Origin of the sequence: Mesorhizobium sp. M0909 (assembly GCF_040319515.1) — a bacterium.
In the GTDB taxonomy this organism is placed as follows: Bacteria; Pseudomonadota; Alphaproteobacteria; order Rhizobiales; family Rhizobiaceae; genus Mesorhizobium.
Genome location: NZ_JAMYOA010000020.1, coordinates 71981 through 89434, shown reverse-complemented (window position 1 = coordinate 89434; position 17454 = coordinate 71981). Strand labels below are relative to the sequence as shown.

At 63.2% G+C, this 17454-nt stretch carries 15 protein-coding genes; 10 read left to right on the top strand and 5 right to left on the bottom strand.

What is annotated here, in order from left to right:
- Positions 1 to 60: 60 nt before the first annotated feature.
- The gene (locus NKH83_RS25490; RefSeq protein WP_352808024.1) at positions 61 to 651 is read left to right on the top strand and encodes a TetR/AcrR family transcriptional regulator; all 591 of its coding nucleotides are present in this window, start codon (positions 61 to 63) and stop codon (positions 649 to 651) included.
- 4 nt (positions 652 to 655) lie between these two features.
- Positions 656 to 1573: a haloalkane dehalogenase gene (locus NKH83_RS25485; protein WP_352808023.1), complete on the top strand. Its 918-nt coding sequence runs from the start codon at positions 656 to 658 to the stop codon at positions 1571 to 1573.
- A gap of 23 nt (positions 1574 to 1596) precedes the next feature.
- Here NKH83_RS25485 and NKH83_RS25480 read toward each other — a convergent pair whose 3' ends face one another.
- Complete coding sequence (locus tag NKH83_RS25480; protein ID WP_352808022.1) at positions 1597 to 3519, bottom strand: winged helix-turn-helix domain-containing protein; 1923 nt, start codon at positions 3517 to 3519, stop codon at positions 1597 to 1599.
- Positions 3520 to 3602: 83 nt separating this feature from the next.
- Here NKH83_RS25480 and NKH83_RS25475 point away from each other — a divergent pair, with 83 nt between their 5' ends.
- The 4 genes from NKH83_RS25475 to NKH83_RS25460 all read left to right on the top strand — a co-directional run bounded on the left by NKH83_RS25475 (position 3603) and on the right by NKH83_RS25460 (position 6578).
- Positions 3603 to 3884, top strand: coding sequence for a DUF4242 domain-containing protein (locus NKH83_RS25475; protein ID WP_254816139.1), 282 nt, complete (start codon positions 3603 to 3605; stop codon positions 3882 to 3884).
- Between the two features lie 16 nt (positions 3885 to 3900).
- Positions 3901 to 4416: a hypothetical protein gene (locus tag NKH83_RS25470; RefSeq protein WP_352479870.1), complete on the top strand. Its 516-nt coding sequence runs from the start codon at positions 3901 to 3903 to the stop codon at positions 4414 to 4416.
- Positions 4417 to 4524: 108 nt separating this feature from the next.
- The gene (locus NKH83_RS25465) at positions 4525 to 4827 is read left to right on the top strand and encodes a YjiS-like domain-containing protein (protein WP_352479869.1); all 303 of its coding nucleotides are present in this window, start codon (positions 4525 to 4527) and stop codon (positions 4825 to 4827) included.
- 152 nt (positions 4828 to 4979) lie between these two features.
- Entirely contained in the window at positions 4980 to 6578 is a 1599-nt protein-coding gene (locus NKH83_RS25460; RefSeq protein WP_502895621.1) for a peptide chain release factor 3, read from the top strand.
- Between the two features lie 266 nt (positions 6579 to 6844).
- On the opposite strand, the gene NKH83_RS25455 is transcribed toward NKH83_RS25460, so the two are convergent.
- Positions 6845 to 7318: a VOC family protein gene (locus NKH83_RS25455; RefSeq protein ID WP_352808020.1), complete on the bottom strand. Its 474-nt coding sequence runs from the start codon at positions 7316 to 7318 to the stop codon at positions 6845 to 6847.
- 289 nt (positions 7319 to 7607) lie between these two features.
- On the opposite strand from NKH83_RS25455, the gene ilvD reads away from it, so the two are divergent.
- The 3 genes from ilvD to NKH83_RS25440 all read left to right on the top strand — a co-directional run bounded on the left by ilvD (position 7608) and on the right by NKH83_RS25440 (position 12099).
- Complete coding sequence (gene ilvD, locus NKH83_RS25450; protein WP_352808019.1) at positions 7608 to 9452, top strand: dihydroxy-acid dehydratase; 1845 nt, start codon at positions 7608 to 7610, stop codon at positions 9450 to 9452.
- A gap of 233 nt (positions 9453 to 9685) precedes the next feature.
- The gene (locus NKH83_RS25445) at positions 9686 to 10960 is read left to right on the top strand and encodes an amidohydrolase family protein (protein WP_352808018.1); all 1275 of its coding nucleotides are present in this window, start codon (positions 9686 to 9688) and stop codon (positions 10958 to 10960) included.
- A gap of 218 nt (positions 10961 to 11178) precedes the next feature.
- Positions 11179 to 12099 carry a DMT family transporter gene (locus NKH83_RS25440; protein ID WP_352808017.1) on the top strand — a complete coding sequence of 307 codons (921 nt, stop codon included), beginning with the start codon at positions 11179 to 11181 and terminating at the stop codon, positions 12097 to 12099.
- Here the strand turns inward: NKH83_RS25440 and NKH83_RS25435 are convergent.
- Positions 12096 to 12998 carry a phosphotransferase gene (locus tag NKH83_RS25435; protein WP_352808016.1) on the bottom strand — a complete coding sequence of 301 codons (903 nt, stop codon included), beginning with the start codon at positions 12996 to 12998 and terminating at the stop codon, positions 12096 to 12098. The genes NKH83_RS25440 and NKH83_RS25435 overlap by 4 nt on opposite strands.
- 105 nt (positions 12999 to 13103) lie before the next feature.
- Between NKH83_RS25435 and NKH83_RS25430 the strand changes: the two genes are divergently transcribed.
- Positions 13104 to 13736, top strand: coding sequence for a class I SAM-dependent DNA methyltransferase (locus NKH83_RS25430; protein ID WP_352808015.1), 633 nt, complete (start codon positions 13104 to 13106; stop codon positions 13734 to 13736).
- A gap of 18 nt (positions 13737 to 13754) precedes the next feature.
- On the opposite strand, the gene NKH83_RS25425 is transcribed toward NKH83_RS25430, so the two are convergent.
- Both NKH83_RS25425 and NKH83_RS25420 read right to left on the bottom strand, forming a co-directional pair.
- Positions 13755 to 16208 carry a GcvT family protein gene (locus NKH83_RS25425; RefSeq protein WP_352808014.1) on the bottom strand — a complete coding sequence of 818 codons (2454 nt, stop codon included), beginning with the start codon at positions 16206 to 16208 and terminating at the stop codon, positions 13755 to 13757.
- Entirely contained in the window at positions 16205 to 17089 is an 885-nt protein-coding gene (locus tag NKH83_RS25420) for a phosphotransferase (protein WP_352479885.1), read from the bottom strand. Before NKH83_RS25420 ends, NKH83_RS25425 begins: the two co-directional genes overlap by 4 nt.
- Between the last annotated feature and the right edge of the window lie 365 nt (positions 17090 to 17454).

Sequence of the window (17454 nt, the reverse complement as noted above, 5' to 3'; positions counted from 1 at the left end):
AGAGCGCGCGGTATAAAATATGCCTCTTGACTTTAATACGTACGTACGTATTATACCGGCATGGCTAGACATTCACTTCGCGAAAAGCTTCTCGACGCCGGTTGCAGAACCATCTGGAGTTCCGGCTATTCGGCCGCCGGCGTACGCGACATCGTCGCCGCGGCCGATGCCCGTCCGGGGTCCTTCACCAATCATTTTGCATCCAAGGAGGCGTTCACCGGCGAGGTGCTGGACCGCTATTTCGCCTATGTGAGCGGTTTGGTGGAGCAGGCCCTCGCCCGGGACGGCACGCCTCCGGTCGGGCGCTTGCGCCGCTATCTCGAAATCATCACGTCGAAACTGGAGGCGCATGATTGGGCACGGGGCTGCATGATCGGTAATCTCAGCCTCGAGACGGCAGCTCACAGTGAGGCGCTGAGGCTGCAACTCGTCGCCATTTTCGAACGCTGGCGCAAGCCCTTTGCCGAATGCATCGCCGAGGGCCAGGCGGCCGGCGATATCACCGACGCGTTCGATGCCGAGGATCTCGCCGATTTCCTTTTGAGTTCCTGGCAAGGCGCGATGCTCCGCATGAAGGTGGAGCGCAGTCCCGAACCGCTCGAGCGTTTCAAGAACATCGTCTTCAAAACAGTCTTCGCAAAAAGGAGCTGATCCGATGAACCCGAAACTCGAAAAGCGCAGAATGTTGCCGCGCTCGCAAGTCGCGGTACTCGATTCCACCATCTCCTATATCGAGGCAGGCACGGCTGGCCCGACAGTACTCTTCCTGCACGGCAACCCGACGTCGTCCTACATCTGGCGCGACATCATCCCGCATGTGGCGCTATTCGGCCGCTGCATCGCGCCCGACCTGATCGGCTATGGCCAATCCGGCAAGCCGGACATCGACTATCGCTTCTTCGACCACGTCCGCTATCTCGACGCCTTCATCGAGACGCTTGGCATCACCGAACTGGTGGTCGTCGCGCAGGACTGGGGCACCGCGCTCGCCTTCCATCTCGCCGCCCGGCGGCCGCAGCAGATCCTCGGCCTCGCCTTCATGGAATTCATCCGCCCCTTCGAGAGCTGGGACGATTTCCACCAGCGTCCGCAGGCGCGCGAATTGTTCAAGGCAATGCGCACGCCGGGCATCGGTGAGAAGCTTGTTCTGGAAGACAATGTTTTCGTCGAAAAGGTGCTGCCGGCCTCGGTTCTGCGCACGATGAGCGATGCTGAAATGGCAGCTTATCGGGCGCCGTTCCCGACACCGCGATCGCGAAAGCCGATCCTGAGGCTGCCGCGCGACCTGCCGATCGAAGGCCAGCCCGCCGATGTCGCCGCCATCAGTGAGAACGACCATCGGGCGCTCCGGCTCTCCTCCTACCCGAAGCTGCTTTTCTCAGGCGATCCGGGCGCCCTCGTCTCGCCGCAGGCGGCACGGGAATTCGCAGCCGGCCTGAAGAACTGCCGATTGATCGATCTCGGACCCGGCGCGCATTATCTGCAGGAGGACCATGCCGACAGGATCGGTACCGCCATTGCCGAGTGGATTCCCGAGATAGCCTTCGAGAGCCATGCCGCCGAACCGGCGTGACGTTATCACGCCGCCGTAGCTTCTTACGCGGGTGCCTCTCTATTTGTGCCGCCGAGCAGCGCCTTCAAGGTTTCGTATCGGCGCATAAGCCGTGACGAATCGACTTTCCTTGCGACCGTCAGCACGGTGCCAAGTTCCAATTCTGCGCCGGTGCGATCACCCAGTTGAATGAGCAAAGCCGCAAGCGAGAGCCGGGCGTCGGCGGCATTAACCGCCGAACCGATCTCATTCCAGCGCGAGTATGCAACTTGCAGTTCTCCAATGGCCTCGGCCAAGCGGCCTTCCCGTATGAAAAGCTCGGCCTTGGCTTCCGAGGTGAGCGCCCGGATAGATGCCATCGGCCAGCGCTGTGGCTGGGTTTCCAGTTCGGCGATGACCTGCTTCGCGCGCTCCAGTCGATCCGTTCGTGCCGCCACCTTTGCCAGAGTGGCGAGAATCAAACCCCGACGCTGCAAGGTCGGCCAGGCGGACCCGATCAGGGACCGCTCGAGAGCGCTGAACGCGGCTTCTGCCTGTCCTTGCTCGAGCTGCAGCAATGCAAGGCCCGGCTGAGGGTCCCAGCCGACCGCATGGGCGCCACGATACGCAGCTTCCGCCTCGGTGAGGTCCCCTGCCGCAAGATGGATGTCGCCTAACACACGCAACGCGTCGCCCATCGCCCAAGGCGCATCGAGCGCAAGTTGGTTGAGGGCGGTGCGCACCAATGCTTCCGCTTCCTTCAGCGTGCCGTGCACGCCGAGCACCTCGGCCCGATGCAACCGGCACGAGCCCGACAGATCCTCTAGCCCGTGGCCCCTGCACCAATTCTCGTAACCGAGGGTCCACTGGTTTGCTCTCGACCAGTCGCCGAAATTTCGGCAGGCCCAAAGGACGTTGCAATAGAGAATTCCGCCGACCACCGGATCGACGTCGCTGGACAAACCGAGGGCGGCGGCGGCGTCCTGATCTTCCAGTCCGGATTGGGTGTCGCCAAGACAAAGCTTGAAAAAACCGCGATAGACAAGGCCGAGCGACTCCACGACCGGATCTTCCAGGTGTTTGCCGACAACGCAGGCCTGCTCGGCAAACGCCAGCGCCTGTTCCGGTTCCGCGTCCGCTGCCTTGATCCGCGACCCCATCCAACACCAAAGGCCGTGCTCCCGGCTATCGGTGGCGGTGCCGATCAATGCTGCCGCGCGCTGATGCCAGCCCTTGGCGACGGCAAGCTCTCCTCGCTCTAGGTGGATCCGCGCAAGTGTGATTGCCGGAGCAGCGGCCCGCGAACCTTGCCCAGCAATGCTGTATGCCCGCACGGCACGCGTCAGCGGCGGGATGGCTTCGGCCGGCCGCCCCATGCATTCCAGAGCCAGCGCCCATTCCTCGAGGTCGGCGGTGACCAGCTCGTCGGCAGTGTCCGCTTCGGCGAACAAAGCCGCGGCCTCATACCATTTCCTGGCCGAAGCAGCCGCCCGCGCGGCCAAGATCTGCAAGCTAGCGCTCGAATGCGCAGTCGACGGATCAGGGAGAACCGGCGCTCGTTCCGAAACGGCTGGCGGATCGAGACACATCCGGTAGCCGAACCGCGGCAGGTTGCGCAGTGCTGTTTCCATGCCGCCCTGGCGAAGGATGCTGCGAGCCAGGCTGGCAACACGCTGCAGCGAGGCTTCGGTCACCGTGACGCCCGGCCACAGCGTTTCGAGCAACTCTTCCTTGCTCAAAGCCCGGCTCCGATGGCGCAGAAGAATGGCGAGGAAATCGAAGACCAGAGGTTGCGCCTCGATCTCCCTGCCGGCGAGACGAAGACCGCGAGCTTCCTCGTTCAGCTCGAAGTCACCGAAGCAATACATCCCCATCGGCAGCATTCCTCCTACGACAATGGGCAAAGGATCAGAAGAAGATAAGAGCGGCGTAAGGACTGTTGGCCGCCCTCCTGTCATTCTCCATGCGCCTGGCCGGCCAAGGAGCATTTTAGCTCAGCAGCCCCGGGGATGTCATCGGCAGCGACCGGCCGTCCGGCGACATTTGAACCCAACACAAGGAAACTAGGAAAATGCATAAGTACATCATTGAAAGGGATATTCCGAAGGTCGGCACTTTCGAGCGAGAGCAGCTTCGCGAGGCATCCAAGGCTTCGAACGCGGTTCTTGCCGAACTCGGCCCGGAGATTCAGTGGGTGGAGTCGTTCGTTGCGGATGACAAAACGTTCTGCGTCTACCTCGCGAAGGACGAAGCGATCATCCAGCGCCATGCCAAGATGAGCGGCTTCCCGGCCACAAAGATCACGCAGGTGAAGCGCCTGTTCGATCCAACGACCGCCTACGCTCAGGCCTAGCAGGGAGGGACGGATCGTGAAGCTCTTTTCAGATATTGTGCTCGCCGTGGCAATCTCGGCATTCTTCTGCGGCGCGGCGGATGCTCATGACATACCTGACCCGGTCCTCAACCGGTCGCGGGAGATGGCGGCCAAATACCTCAGCATCGAGGTCGCCAAAGCCGACGGTTACCAGCAGTTGTTCGAATGCACGACACATGACGAGCACGGCACGATGGGTGTACACTTCATCCATCCCGGTCGTGCCGGTGACGGCAAGCTGGTGCTCGGCGAGCCGGACGTGCTGACCTACGAACCTGAGCCCGACGGCTCCATGCAGCTCGTTGGCATGGAATATATAGTCTTCGAGAAGGACTGGAAGGGCAAGGGTGTTCCCGAGTTTCTCGGACGCACTCTCCAGCGCAAGACGACGGTGGGCGTTCATCCCGTGGACCCCTACTACGAGCTTCACGTCTGGCACTGGCGGCACAATCCGGCCGGCATGTTCGCCGACTGGAACCCTTATGTGAGCTGCGAACACGACATGTCTTGACTGGTGTTACGCAGCGCCCAGGAGGGCCATTGCATGGCTCTCCCAACATTCCGCGGCCGACATCTCGGAACCGTGTCTCCCATCCCTCGAACCACAGGAAATATTGCCATGCTGATCGGACATACAGAGCCGGATTTAATCGCCGATCATCCCGATAGTTCGCGGTTCGTCGCCGCAATCGTCGAAATGTGGCTCGCCGTTCCACGCGCCTTAGCCCGCATCATCCGCATCCGGCGTGACCGCGCATTGCTTTACGAACTGCCGGACTACCTGTTGCGCGACGTCGGCATAAACCGCTCGGAGATCCAGTCGATTACCTGGCTCGGCGGCAGGGGCGTCGGCCACCAGCCACCCTTACCAGAAGCAAATCATGGTAGCGTGGACATAGCGGGAGAGTATCTTCTCATCTGAACAGCCGCAATCTGTGCCGTTGGCTCGCTAGGACAGGGTCCTATTCGGTCGCAACGACAAACCGGCATGTCCCTTCGGCCGAGCCCATTAGCCCAAAACCGTCGACAGGCAGAGAAAGCGCTGCTAAAAGCCCGCGCCACAGACAGGATTCCATGAAATTGGCTGAATACATCGAACAAGCGGTATCGCGCCGCCGCACTTTCGCGATCATTGCTCACCCCGACGCCGGCAAGACGACGCTCACCGAAAAGCTGCTTTTGTTCGGCGGTGCGATCCAGCTTGCCGGCGAGGTCAAGGCCAAGAAGGACCGCATCCAGACCCGGTCCGACTGGATGAAGATCGAACGCGAGCGCGGCATTTCGGTGGTCACCTCGGTGATGACCTTCGAATATGAGGACACTGTCTTCAACCTGCTCGACACGCCCGGCCACGAGGATTTCGCCGACGACACTTATCGCACGCTGTCGGCGGTCGACAGCGCGGTGATGGTCATCGACGCCGCCAAGGGCATCGAGCCGCGCACGTTGAAACTGTTCGAGGTCTGCCGGTTGCGCGATATCCCGATCATCACCTTCGTCAACAAGATGGACCGAGAAAGCCGCGACCCGTTCGACATCCTCGACGAGATCGAGCAGAAGCTGGCGCTTGATACCGCACCGATCACCTGGCCGATCGGCCGCGGCAAGACCTTTTGCGGGACCTACCATCTGGCGCTGAATGCTGTGCGCAAGGGCGACGCTGAAAAGGAGCGCACGCCGGTCAACGGCCCCGATTCCAACCGTGTCGCCGGTCTCTTGCCGGAGAACGACCGGGAGGCTTTCATCGAGGAGCTGGAGCTGGCGCGCGAGGCCTGCCGCCCGCTCGATCTGGAAGCCTTTCGCGAAGGCCATCTGACACCGGTCTATTTCGGCTCGGCGCTGCGCAATTACGGCGTGCGCGACCTGATCGAGGCGCTCGGCGCCTATGGGCCGCCGCCGCGCGCGCAGGAGGCCGACACGCGCAAGGTCGAGGCGACCGAGGACAAGATGACCTCCTTCGTCTTCAAGATCCAGGCCAATATGGACCCCAACCACCGCGACCGTATCGCTTTCGTCCGCGTCTGCTCCGGTAAGCTCGAGCGCGGCATGAAGGCCAAGCTGGTGCGCACGGGGAAGCCGATGAGCCTGTCGGCGCCGCAATTCTTCTTCGCCCGCACCCGCGTCACCGCCGACGAGGCGTTTGCCGGCGATGTCGTCGGTATTCCCAACCACGGCACGCTGCGCATCGGCGACACGCTGACCGAAGGCGAGGAGATCCTGTTTCGCGGCGTGCCGAATTTCGCGCCGGAAATCCTGCGCCGCGTCCGCCTCGGCGACGCGATGAAGGCCAAGAAGCTCAAGGAGGCGCTGCACCAGATGGCCGAGGAAGGCGTCGTGCAATTGTTCTCGCCGGAGGATGGCTCGCCGGCCATCGTCGGCGTCGTCGGCGCCCTGCAGCTCGACGTCCTGAAGGAGCGCCTGAACTTCGAATACACGCTGCCGGTCGATTTCGAGATGTCGCGCTTTTCGGTCTGCCGCTGGATCTCGGCCGACGACAGGGCCGAGCTCCAGCGCTTCATCGAGGCGCATCGCGGCGACATTGCCCGCGACCTCGACAACGATCCGGTGTTCCTCGCCCAGCACGCCTTCTCGCTCAACTATGAGGCCGAGCGCTGGAAGGCGATCCGCTTTGCGGCGGTAAAGGATTATCAGGTCCGCGACAGAGCGGCCTGATGCGCTATCTCAAGAGCAATCGCTTCAGAGGGCAATCGCTTCAGGTTGAATTTCGCCATCTAACTGTCCGGGCGTTTGCGCTGCCCCTCACCTGCCGGCATTCTCTCCCGTAGGTGACGGGGATAGGGGCGCTCTCATGGACCGTTTCGCCAATCGCCAGCGTTGCAGAAACGGCGCCAAGGGCGGCGGCTAGCCCCTTCTCCCCGTCACTTGCGGGGAGAAGTGCCCGGCAGGGCGATGAGGGGCAGCGCCGACTTGGACGATGTTCACCCCCTGGCAGCCTCTTCGATCTTGGCGATGTCGATCTTGCTCATCTGCATCATCGCCTGCATCACGCGGCCGGCCTTTTCCCTGTCGGGGTTCAGTAGCAGCTTGGGCAACTGCTCGGGAACGACCTGCCAGGAGAGGCCGAACTTGTCCTTCAGCCAGCTGCACTGGCTGGGCTCGCCACCGCCCGCGATGAGCCTGTCCCAAAAATAGTCGACCTCTTCCTGCGTCTTACAGTCGATAGAGAGCGAGACTGCCTGGGTGAACTTGAATTGCGGCCCGCCGTTGAGCGCCTGGAACTGAACGCCGTCGAGCTCGAATGAGACCATCAGCACCTTGCCCTCATTATCGCCGCTGCCCTTGGGCCAGCGCATCACGCTCAGCACCTTCGAATTCTTGAAGATGGAGATGTAATGGTTCATGGCCTCCTCGGCCTGGTCGTCGAACCACAGGCAGGGGGTGATCTTTTGCATTCTCTTGCTCCTCGGACTGGTTTTGGCTTTGTTTTCACTCGCAAAACGGCCGGCTGGCGATTGATGCCCGGCCCCGCCGTCTGCCCAAGGACGCTCGGGCGAAACCCGATCCGACAGCACCTCTGACTTTTTTACGGCCTGGACCGGCTGCGTCTTTGGCTGGCGCTCGTTCGGCACCCTGGCGCAGCGCAAAATTGTGGCCAGACCAGAGCTTGGCGTCTATAAGGCCTGCGGCTCAATTCCGGTTTTCCGCGCCTGTGCGGCGCGAGCAGACAGCAAGGACAGTTCAATGCCCGCCTACCGTTCCCGCACCACCACCCATGGCCGCAACATGGCCGGCGCCCGCGGCCTGTGGCGCGCCACCGGCATGAAGGATTCGGATTTCGGCAAACCGATCATCGCCGTGGTCAATTCCTTCACCCAGTTCGTGCCCGGCCATGTCCATCTGAAGGACCTAGGCCAGCTGGTTGCCCGCGAGATCGAAAAGGCCGGCGGCGTCGCCAAGGAATTCAACACCATAGCCGTCGACGACGGCATCGCCATGGGCCATGACGGCATGCTCTATTCGCTGCCGTCGCGAGAATTGATCGCCGACTCGGTCGAATACATGGTCAACGCGCATTGCGCCGACGCCATGGTCTGCATCTCGAATTGCGACAAGATCACGCCGGGCATGCTGATGGCGTCGCTGCGCCTCAACATCCCGACCGTCTTCGTCTCCGGCGGACCGATGGAGGCCGGCAAGGTGGTGCTCGCCGGCAAGAGCCAGGCGCTTGACCTGGTCGACGCCATGGTCGCGGCCGCTGACGACAAGGTGTCCGACGAGGACGTCAAGATCATCGAGCGATCGGCCTGTCCGACCTGCGGCTCGTGCTCGGGCATGTTCACCGCCAATTCGATGAATTGCCTCACCGAGGCGCTCGGCCTGTCGCTGCCCGGCAACGGCTCGACGCTGGCGACGCATGCCGACCGCAAGCGCCTGTTCGTCGAGGCCGGCCATCTGATCGTCGATCTCGCCCAGCGCTATTACGAGCAGGACGACGACACCGCGCTACCGCGCAGCATCGCGTCGAAGGGCGCTTTCGAGAACGCCATGACGCTCGATATCGCCATGGGCGGCTCGACCAACACCGTGCTGCACATCCTCGCCGCGGCACATGAGGGCGAGGTCGACTTCACAATGGAGGACATCGACCGGCTATCGCGGCGGGTGCCGGTGCTGTGCAAGGTGGCGCCAGCCAAGGCCGACGTCCACATGGAGGACGTCCACCGCGCCGGCGGCATAATGGCGATCCTCGGCCAGCTGGATAGCGCTGGGCTGATCAACCGCGACCTGCCGACGGTGCACACCGCAAGCCTCGGCGAAGCGCTCGACCACTGGGATATCTCCCGCACGTCAAGCCAGAATGTCCGCGACTTCTTCCTCGCGGCACCCGGCGGCGTGCCGACGCAGGTCGCCTTCAGCCAGGACCGCCGCTGGGACGATCTCGATCTCGATCGCGAGACGGGCGTCATCCGCTCGGCCGAACATCCTTTCTCAAGGGATGGCGGCCTTGCCGTGCTGAAAGGCAATCTCGCGCTCGACGGTTGCATCGTGAAGACGGCCGGCGTCGATGAATCGATCCTGAAATTCACCGGCCCGGCAAGAGTGTTCGAAAGCCAGGACGCCAGCGTCAAGGCAATCCTGTCGAACGAGATCAAGGCTGGCGATGTCGTCGTTATCCGTTATGAAGGCCCGCGCGGCGGCCCCGGCATGCAGGAAATGCTCTATCCGACCAGCTATCTCAAATCGAAGGGCCTCGGCAAAGCCTGCGCACTGATCACCGACGGTCGTTTTTCCGGCGGCACCTCCGGCCTGTCGATCGGCCACGTCTCGCCGGAAGCGGCTGAAGGCGGGCTGATCGGGCTGGTCAGGGAAGGCGACACGATCGAGATCGACATCCCCAACCGCACCATCAGGCTTGCTGTCGGCGACGCGGAGCTCGCCGCCCGTCGTGCGGCGATGGAGGCGAAGGGACCAACTGCCTGGAAGCCCGAGGAGAAGCGCAAGCGCAAGGTGACGACGGCCTTGCGCGCCTATGCGGCGATGGCGACAAGTGCCGCCAAGGGGGCGGTGCGGTACGTGCCGGAATAGGGCCTTTCCTTCCCCCCTTGTGGGAGAAGGTGGATCGGCGCGCAGCGCCGAGACGGTTGAGGGGTGCTGGACGGAGTGCAGGGGATGCCAAGCTGGAACACCCCTCATCCGACCGAGCTTCGCTCGGCCACCTTCTCCCACAAGGGGAGAAGGGAAGGCCGCGCCTGAAGGTTCCGCCTTGCGGTAGCACGCTGCATGGAAAGAAATGCCTTTTTTGAACGAGGTGGCGATAGATGGATTTCGACCTTGTGGTGCGCGGCGGCACGCTGCCCGACGGCAGGATCGCCGATATCGGCATCGTCGGCGAAACGATCGCAGCGATAGAGCCCGAGCTGAACGTCAGCGCCGGCACGGCGATCGATGCCCGTGGCAATCTGGTCTCGCCGCCTTTCGTCGATCCGCATTTCCATATGGACGCAACGCTTTCGCTCGGCATTCCGCGCATCAATGTCTCTGGCACGTTGCTCGAAGGCATCTCGCTTTGGGGCGAGCTGAAGCCGCTTCTGACCCATGAGACGGTGCGCGACCGTGCGCTTGCCTATTGCGACTGGGCGGTGTCGATGGGCCTGCTCGCGATCCGAACCCATGTCGATGTTTGCGACGACCGCCTGCTGGCGGTCGAAGCGCTGCTCGACGTGAAGAAGGCCGTTGCCCCCTATATCGACCTGCAATTGGTCGCCTTCCCGCAGGACGGTTTCTATCGCTCGCCGACGGCGCGCAGCAACACCATCCGGGCGCTCGACATAGGCGTCGATGTAGTCGGCGGCATTCCGCATTTCGAGCGCACAATGGCCGACGGCACGCGCTCCGTCACCGAGCTCTGCGAGATCGCGGCCAAACGCGGCCTGATGGTCGACTTGCATTGCGACGAGACCGACGATCCGCTATCGCGCCACATCGAGCAGTTGGCCTATGAGACGCAGCGGCTCGGGTTGCAGGGCAGAGTGGCCGGCTCGCACCTGACATCGATGCATTCGATGGATAATTACTACGTTTCGAAGCTATTGCCGCTGATTGCCGAGGCCGGCGTTTCGGCGATCCCCAATCCGCTGATCAACATCATGCTGCAGGGCCGCCACGACACCTTTCCCAAGCGCCGCGGCCTGACGCGGGTCAAGGAGATGCTGGCGCACGGCATCCGCGTCGGCTGGGGCCAGGATTGCGTGCTCGACCCCTGGTATTCGCTGGGCACCGCAGACATGCTCGACGTCGCCTTCATGGGCCTGCATGTCGCCCAGATGTCGAGCCCGGCCGAGATGGCGCGCTGCTTCGACATGGTCACCAACGTCAATGCTGCCATCATGGGCCTCGACCACCTTGGCCTGGCGGTCGGCAAGCGCGCCAGCCTGGTCGTTCTCGATGCCGGCAACCCAGTCGAGGCGCTGCGGCTGCGCCCAGAGCGTCTCTGCGTCATTGCCAGGGGCAAGGTGGTGGCCGAGCGCAGCCGGCAGGACACGCGGCTTTCGATCGCCGGAAGGCCGGGCACGGTGAACCGGCGCCACGCTTAAAGCGCGTCGCGCTCGACCGGCCTCATGCGACGCGCTTAAGTTCCTGTTTTGATGCATGTCGTTGTCGCAAAACCGCTGCACACTTTTGCGCGACATGCATTAGTCCAGCCGATTTCCGGCGCTGGTCTTACCGAATTCTCGATTTTCGCCTCGTCACGGCCGCAGCTTGCGACTACGACGCGGGTCACCGTACCCCACGGCGAGGAACCGGTAACGGAATGGCGCAGCCCGCAGCCCATAATTCGACGATCAGGAACGCGCTGCTGGCCGGCATCCTGCTGATGCTCGCCGGCGATTTCCTGTTTGCGCTGAACGATGCGATGGGCAAGTGGCTGGTTGCCAGTTTTTCCGTCGGCCAGGTCGTGCTGATCCGCTCGATCGGCGCGTTTTTCATACTTGGGCCGATGATTGCCCATCAGGGTGCGGCCAAGCTGTTTCTCATGGAGCGGCCGGAGCTGCAGCTGCTGCGCGTGGTGATGACGACGCTTGACACGGCGCTGTTCTACGCGGCGGTCGTCTATCTGCCGCTCGCCGATGTGATGAGCTTCTACATGGCCGGGCCGATCTACGTCGCGGCGCTGTCGCACTTTTTGCTCGGCGAAAGGGTCGGCTGGCGCCGCTGGGCGGCTATCCTGCTCGGTTTCTGCGGCGTGCTGATCATGCTGAAGCCGTCGTCGGCCGCGTTCTCGCTGTCCTCGATGTTCGCGCTCGCCGGCAGCATTTCCTTTGCCTTCGCCATCATCCTCAATCGGCGGCTGCGCGGCACCAGCGACACTTCGCTGGTCACCTGGCAAACCATCGGCACGCTGCTGGTCGGCGCTGCGCTGACCCTCGGCAGCTGGAGGACGCCGTCCTCGCTCGATTTCGGCGCCATGCTGCTTCTCGGCATCGTCTCGTGCGGTGCGCATCTGATGATCACCAGGGCGTTGAAGCTGGCGCCGGCCTCGACCTTGGCGCCGCTGCATTACAGCCTGCTGTTGTGGGCAGTGGTCTTCGGCCTCGCCTTCTTCGGCGATGTGCCTGGGCCGCGCATCCTGATCGGCTCGGCCATCGTCGTGCTGGCCGGCCTGTTCATCTTCCACCGCCAGAAGGTGGTCGACACGGTACCGCCCGAAAACGTACCGAAGGGTGTGAATTAACCCCGGCGCACCGCCGCGAGATGCCGCGAAAATTCCGGCATCTCCATCAGTGCCTTGCAGCGCGCAAACCGGCCGTCTGCATAGGCGCGAAAGTCGTCGGCCGGATTTTTGTTGGCAAGCTGGATCAGTCCCCACAGCGTCCACAAAAGGTCGCACATCGCCTTGTAGATGACGATGCGGGCGCGCTCCGCCGGTCTCGGCTCGCCGCCGAAATAGGCCAGCATCATTTCCTCCTCCTGCGCGGCGTCGAATTGCCCTTCGACGCTGAGGTCGCCGAGATCCCAGAGCGGATCGTTCATGCCGGAATATTCCCAGTCGACGATCCACATCCTGTCGCCCGTATCGAGAAAGTTTTCGCAGAGCGGGTCGCAGTGGCAGGCGACGATCGGCAGAGGTTGAGCCGCAAGTGCTGAGCGCACTGCCTCCGCCTCGCGGACCACATCGTGGTAGCCGGCAGGCAGGGCGACGTCCTTGGTTGACAGCACTTTCAGATAATCGTCGATCATCGCGAACAGCTCGAAGCGGAAGGGGAACACCGCGCCGGATGTGTGCAGCTTGCGAAAGGCCTTGCCGGCGCGTGCCGGGCTGCCCGGTCGGGTCTTGAATTTTTCCGGCGACATCGTCTCGGCGCCGGCGATGAAGCGGGTCACCAGCACGCCGGTCTCGGCATCGACATGCAGCACTTCCGGGCTGACGCCGGCCTTCGCCGCTTCCCGGGCCGCCACTGCCTCGTTGGCGCGGTTGATGTATTCCTCGGTACCCTTGCCGGGGATACGCAGGCAGAAATCCTTACCTCTGAAGACGAGGTTGGTCAGGCCGCCGAGCCGTTCCAGCGGGCCGTCATAGCCGGCCAGCATCGGAATGGCCGCAAGCGCGGCGCGTGCCTGGTCATCCGCCATGGCTTTCGCTCCTTTTCCCATCTTTATTGTCGCGACGACGGTTCCACAGTTTTCACCGTTTGGCTATCATCGCGTAGCGGATCAATACCAGGCGACGGAACAGCAATGACGGACAGCAAACAGCAGAGCGCACTCGCCGCAGCCTATGCGGCGAAGCGGCCGGAAGACGTAGCCGCGCTCTACGACAGCTGGGCCGGCACTTACGACGCCGACATGTCGGCGGCCGGCTATCGCCATCCGACCATCTGCCTTGCCTTGCTGGCCCGCCATCTGCCGCGCGGCGCCGCACGTCTGCTCGATGCCGGCGCCGGCACCGGGCTCATCGGCGAGTGGCTCGCCATCATCGGTTATCCGCAGGTCGAGGCGCTCGACATCTCGGAAGGAATGCTGGCGCAAGCGGCGCGAAAGGGCGTCTATTCGGCGCTTCACTGCCTGGCGCTTGGCGGGCCGCTCCCCTTCGTGGACGATGCCTATGCCGGGATCATCTCAGCCGGCGTCTTCACGTCGGGCCATGTCGGAGCCGAGGGTCTGGACGAGCTGATCCGCATCTGCCGGCCGGGCGGAGTGATCGTGCTGACGGTGAAGAACACGCTGTGGGACACGGGTTTTGCCGCGCGGATCGCCGAGCTCGAGGCGCAAGGCATCGTCACCCGCGCCGAGGAGACGCCGCCCTATGTCTCGATGCCAGGCGAGGCCGATACGGTGCCGAGCCGGGGGCTGGTGCTCATCGTGAACTGAGGCGAAAGGCGGAAGGCTCTATGCCTTCACCTTTGCTCCCGTCGGATCGTAAAGCGGCTCGAGGTGAATCGTCGCCGGCGTCCGTTCCATTGCCACCACCAGCTCGTAGTCGCCCGAGGTGAGGAAATCATCGTCGACGCCATCGGCATTGCGCACATAGCCGTAGCCGATGTTCCTGCCGATGGTGTAGCCATAGCCGCCGCTGGTGAGATAACCGACCGCCTCGCCGTTGCGCAGGATGGTTTCGCGCCCGAGCAGCACGACGTCGGGATCGTCGACAGTGAAGCCGGCAAAGCGTTTCCTGAGCGTCGAGCCACCGAGCTTTTCAAGCGCCCGCCGGCCGAGGAAATCGGTGTTCTTCCTGAGCTTCACCGCCCAGCCGAGGCCGGCCTCCTGCGGCGTGTCGTTGGGCGTGATGTCGGCGCCCCAGGCGCGGTAGCCTTTTTCCAGCCGCAGCGATTCCATCGCCCGGTAGCCGACCGGGCGGATGTCGTGGGTAGCGCCCGCCGCCATCAGCGCGTCGAAAACCTCGCCTGTCGCCGCGATCGGCGCATGCAATTCCCAGCCTAGTTCGCCAACATAGGTGACGCGCAGTGCCCGCACGGCGTGGCCGGCAATGGCGATCTCGCGAGCATGGCCGAACGGAAAGGCGGCATTCGAGACGTCAGCATCGGTCGCCGCCGACAGCACATCACGTGCGCGCGGCCCCATCAGCGACAATGTGCCGAAATCCTCGGTGACGTCGGTCAGCGTCACGTCGAACTCCCTGCCGATATGATCGGCAATCCAGGAGAAATCGTGCGTGCGGAACCCGGTGCCGGTGACGATGTAGAATTTTTCCTCACCGAGCCTCGCCACGGTCAAATCGGCCTCGATGCCGCCGCGCGTATTGAGGAGCTGTGTGTAGGTCAGCCGGCCGACCGGCTTGGCGACGTCATTGGCGCAGATCCAGTCCAGCGCCCTCAGCGCGTCGGCTCCGGTCATTTCGTATTTGGCAAACGACGATTGGTCGAAAATGCCGATCTTTTCGCGCACATGGCGATGCTCGTCCCCGACGGGTGAAAACCAGTTCTGCCGGCCCATCGAATAGACGTCCTTCGGCTCGATGCCTGCCGGCGCGAACCAGTTCGGCCGCTCCCAGCCAAGTTTCGAGCCGAACACGGCGCGATGTTTTTGCAGCCGCTCGTACAAAGGTGAGACGATGCGCGGCCGTCCGCTGACATATTCCTCATGCGGGAAGCCGATCGTGTAGTGCTTGCCGTAGGCTTCCAGCGTGCGGTCGCCGACCCATTTCCGGTCGCGGTGCAGGTCGGAGAAGCGGCGGATATCGACCACCCACAAATCGAGCGGCGCCTCGCCGTCGACGACCCATTGCGCCAGCGCCCAGCCGGCGCCGCCGCCGGACGCGATGCCGAAGGCATTGAAGCCGGCGCCGACGAACATATTGGGGCATTCCGGCGCCACGCCGAGGATGAAATTGCCGTCCGGCGTAAAGCTCTCCGGCCCGTTGATCATCTGCTTGACGCCGACATTGGCAAGCGCCGGGACGCGCTCGATCGCCTGGCTCATATGCTGCTCGAAATGATCGTAATCATCGTCGAACAGCCGGAACTCCCAATCGTCCGGCACATCGCCGCCGGGTAGGCCGGTCGTCCACGCCTGCGGGTTCGGCTCGTAGCCGCCCATCACCAACCCGCCGACCTCCTCCTTGAAATAGGTGCGGCGATCGGGGTCGCGAATTGTCGGCGCGTCGGTCGCCAGGCCGACGATCCTCTCGGTGATGATGTACTGGTGCTTCACCGGCTGCAGCGGCACGTTGATGCCGGCCAGCGCACCCACCTGCCGCGCCCATTGCCCGGCGCAGTTCACCACCTTGTCGCAGGCGATATCGCCCCTGTTCGTCCTAACCTTAACGATCCGGCCGTTGGTCATTTCAAAGCCGGTGACCCGCACTTCCTCGAACAATTTTGCGCCATGCATGCGCGCGCCCTTGGCCAGTGACTGGGTGATGTCGGAAGGGCTTGCCTGACCGTCGGTCGGCAGCCAGGACGCGCCGACGAGGTCGCCGGTTTCCAGCAGCGGCCACATTTCCTTGACCTCGGCCGGCGACAGCAGATGCATGTCCATGCCGAAGCTCTTAGCCGTCGTTGCCAGCCGCTTATACTCGGTCCAGCGGTCGGCATTGGTGGCGAGGCGCAGGCAGCCAGTCATCTTCCAGCCGGTGGCGAGGCCGGTTTCGGCTTCCAGCCCCTTGTAGAGATCGACTGAATATTTGAGCACGCGCGTGATCGACGCCGACGAGCGTAGCTGGCCGACCAGCCCGGCAGCATGCCAGGTCGAACCCGAGGTCAGTTTGCCCTGTTCGAGCAGCACGATTTCGGCCTTGTGGTCGCGCGCCAGATGATAGGCCGTCGAACAGCCGATGATGCCACCGCCGATGACCACGATCCCGGCCTGGGCGGGCAAGGTCATGTCCGCGTCCCGTATTTTGTCCTGTAGTTTTCCAGGGCGGCTTCGAGCCGCGCCAGGTTTTCGTCGGCGTAGGCGGCGTAGTCGACGCCGGGCGCATCGAGGTAGAGCTCGGAAACCATGCCCCACATCGCCTCACGCAGCAGCGACGCGCATTGCATGGCGGCGTGCGAGCGCCGTATCGCCGGGTCCGGCTCCTTCATGAAATAGGCGGTCAGGAAGGCGAAAGATTCCTCGTCGCTCATGCCGGCGTTCGAAGCCGCACCGGCAAGGTCGAACATCGCGGTGTTGAAGCCGGCATATTCGAAGTCGATGAGCCACAGCCTGTGACCGTCGTCGATTATGTTGGCCGGCAGAAGATCGTTGTGACCGAAGACGATCGGCAGCAGTTTTTGCGCGCGCTCGAGCTCGTCCGCCAGGGTCAAAAGGCGTGGCAATTCGTCCAGCTTGCGGCTGCGGCCTTCCTCCAGCGTGCGCGCATAGTCGCGAATGACGTGGAACACCCAGAACATGAAGCCGGCGCCGGAGATGTGACTGGGCATCTCCCGGTGGAAGCCGCGCAGCAACGCGGCAACGCGGCCGAGATCAGCGCGCACGTCCTGCGCGACATAGGCCTTGGCGCCGAGATACTCCGTCACCATGACGCCGGGTCCGGTGTAGTGGACGGCCGGAGCGAAGCCTGCCGCGTGCGCTGCCCGCGCGGTCATCATCTCGCGCTCGCGAAAGACATGGTGGAACGGATAATCCTGGCCGATCCGCACGACGTGCCGCCCGGCCGCGTCCTTGACCAGATAATTGGCATTGCTCAACCCGCCCGGCAGCGGCGCGATATCGATGCCGCCGGTCCAGCAAGGCAGCGCACGGATGCGGTCTTCGACAGTCACGATCTCGTCCATCGGGTCAATTTTCCACGCATGTCACGGCTGGCCAGCGATGACAATCGGACGGAGGAATGGCGGCAACGCGAAGATCTCGTCGGTGCAGATCTCGGGATCGGTATCCCGCACCGCACCGACGAGCCCCTTTGTGCCGGGTTCTTCGACGCCGGCATCCGCCCCCGCGGATCCTGAATTTCGGTACCCTTGCACCCGACGATCTCCCGGGCATTCGGGCAGGCGATTTTTCGTGCGGCTCAGCCGTCGTCCTCCGTTCCGAGCCTGTCACGGCGATAATGTCGCGCCACGCTGGAGGCGTTGTCAACGCGAAATTGTGGTGTTTTCTGGTTTTTTGCCCGAATTTTGCTAAATTT

What these genes read in the sequence shown, in the direction of transcription:
- NKH83_RS25490 (WP_352808024.1), top strand. Translation starts at nt 61, where the DNA reads ATGGCTAGACATTCACTTCGCGAAAAGCTTCTCGACGCCGGTTGCAGA.
- NKH83_RS25485 (WP_352808023.1), top strand. Translation starts at nt 656, where the DNA reads ATGAACCCGAAACTCGAAAAGCGCAGAATGTTGCCGCGCTCGCAAGTC.
- NKH83_RS25480 (WP_352808022.1), bottom strand. Translation starts at nt 3,519, where the DNA reads ATGCTCCTTGGCCGGCCAGGCGCATGGAGAATGACAGGAGGGCGGCCA.
- NKH83_RS25475 (WP_254816139.1), top strand. Translation starts at nt 3,603, where the DNA reads ATGCATAAGTACATCATTGAAAGGGATATTCCGAAGGTCGGCACTTTC.
- NKH83_RS25465 (WP_352479869.1), top strand. Translation starts at nt 4,525, where the DNA reads ATGCTGATCGGACATACAGAGCCGGATTTAATCGCCGATCATCCCGAT.
- NKH83_RS25460 (WP_502895621.1), top strand. Translation starts at nt 4,980, where the DNA reads ATGAAATTGGCTGAATACATCGAACAAGCGGTATCGCGCCGCCGCACT.
- NKH83_RS25455 (WP_352808020.1), bottom strand. Translation starts at nt 7,318, where the DNA reads ATGCAAAAGATCACCCCCTGCCTGTGGTTCGACGACCAGGCCGAGGAG.
- ilvD (WP_352808019.1), top strand. Translation starts at nt 7,608, where the DNA reads ATGCCCGCCTACCGTTCCCGCACCACCACCCATGGCCGCAACATGGCC.
- NKH83_RS25445 (WP_352808018.1), top strand. Translation starts at nt 9,686, where the DNA reads ATGGATTTCGACCTTGTGGTGCGCGGCGGCACGCTGCCCGACGGCAGG.
- NKH83_RS25440 (WP_352808017.1), top strand. Translation starts at nt 11,179, where the DNA reads ATGGCGCAGCCCGCAGCCCATAATTCGACGATCAGGAACGCGCTGCTG.
- NKH83_RS25435 (WP_352808016.1), bottom strand. Translation starts at nt 12,998, where the DNA reads ATGGCGGATGACCAGGCACGCGCCGCGCTTGCGGCCATTCCGATGCTG.
- NKH83_RS25430 (WP_352808015.1), top strand. Translation starts at nt 13,104, where the DNA reads ATGACGGACAGCAAACAGCAGAGCGCACTCGCCGCAGCCTATGCGGCG.
- NKH83_RS25425 (WP_352808014.1), bottom strand. Translation starts at nt 16,208, where the DNA reads ATGACCTTGCCCGCCCAGGCCGGGATCGTGGTCATCGGCGGTGGCATC.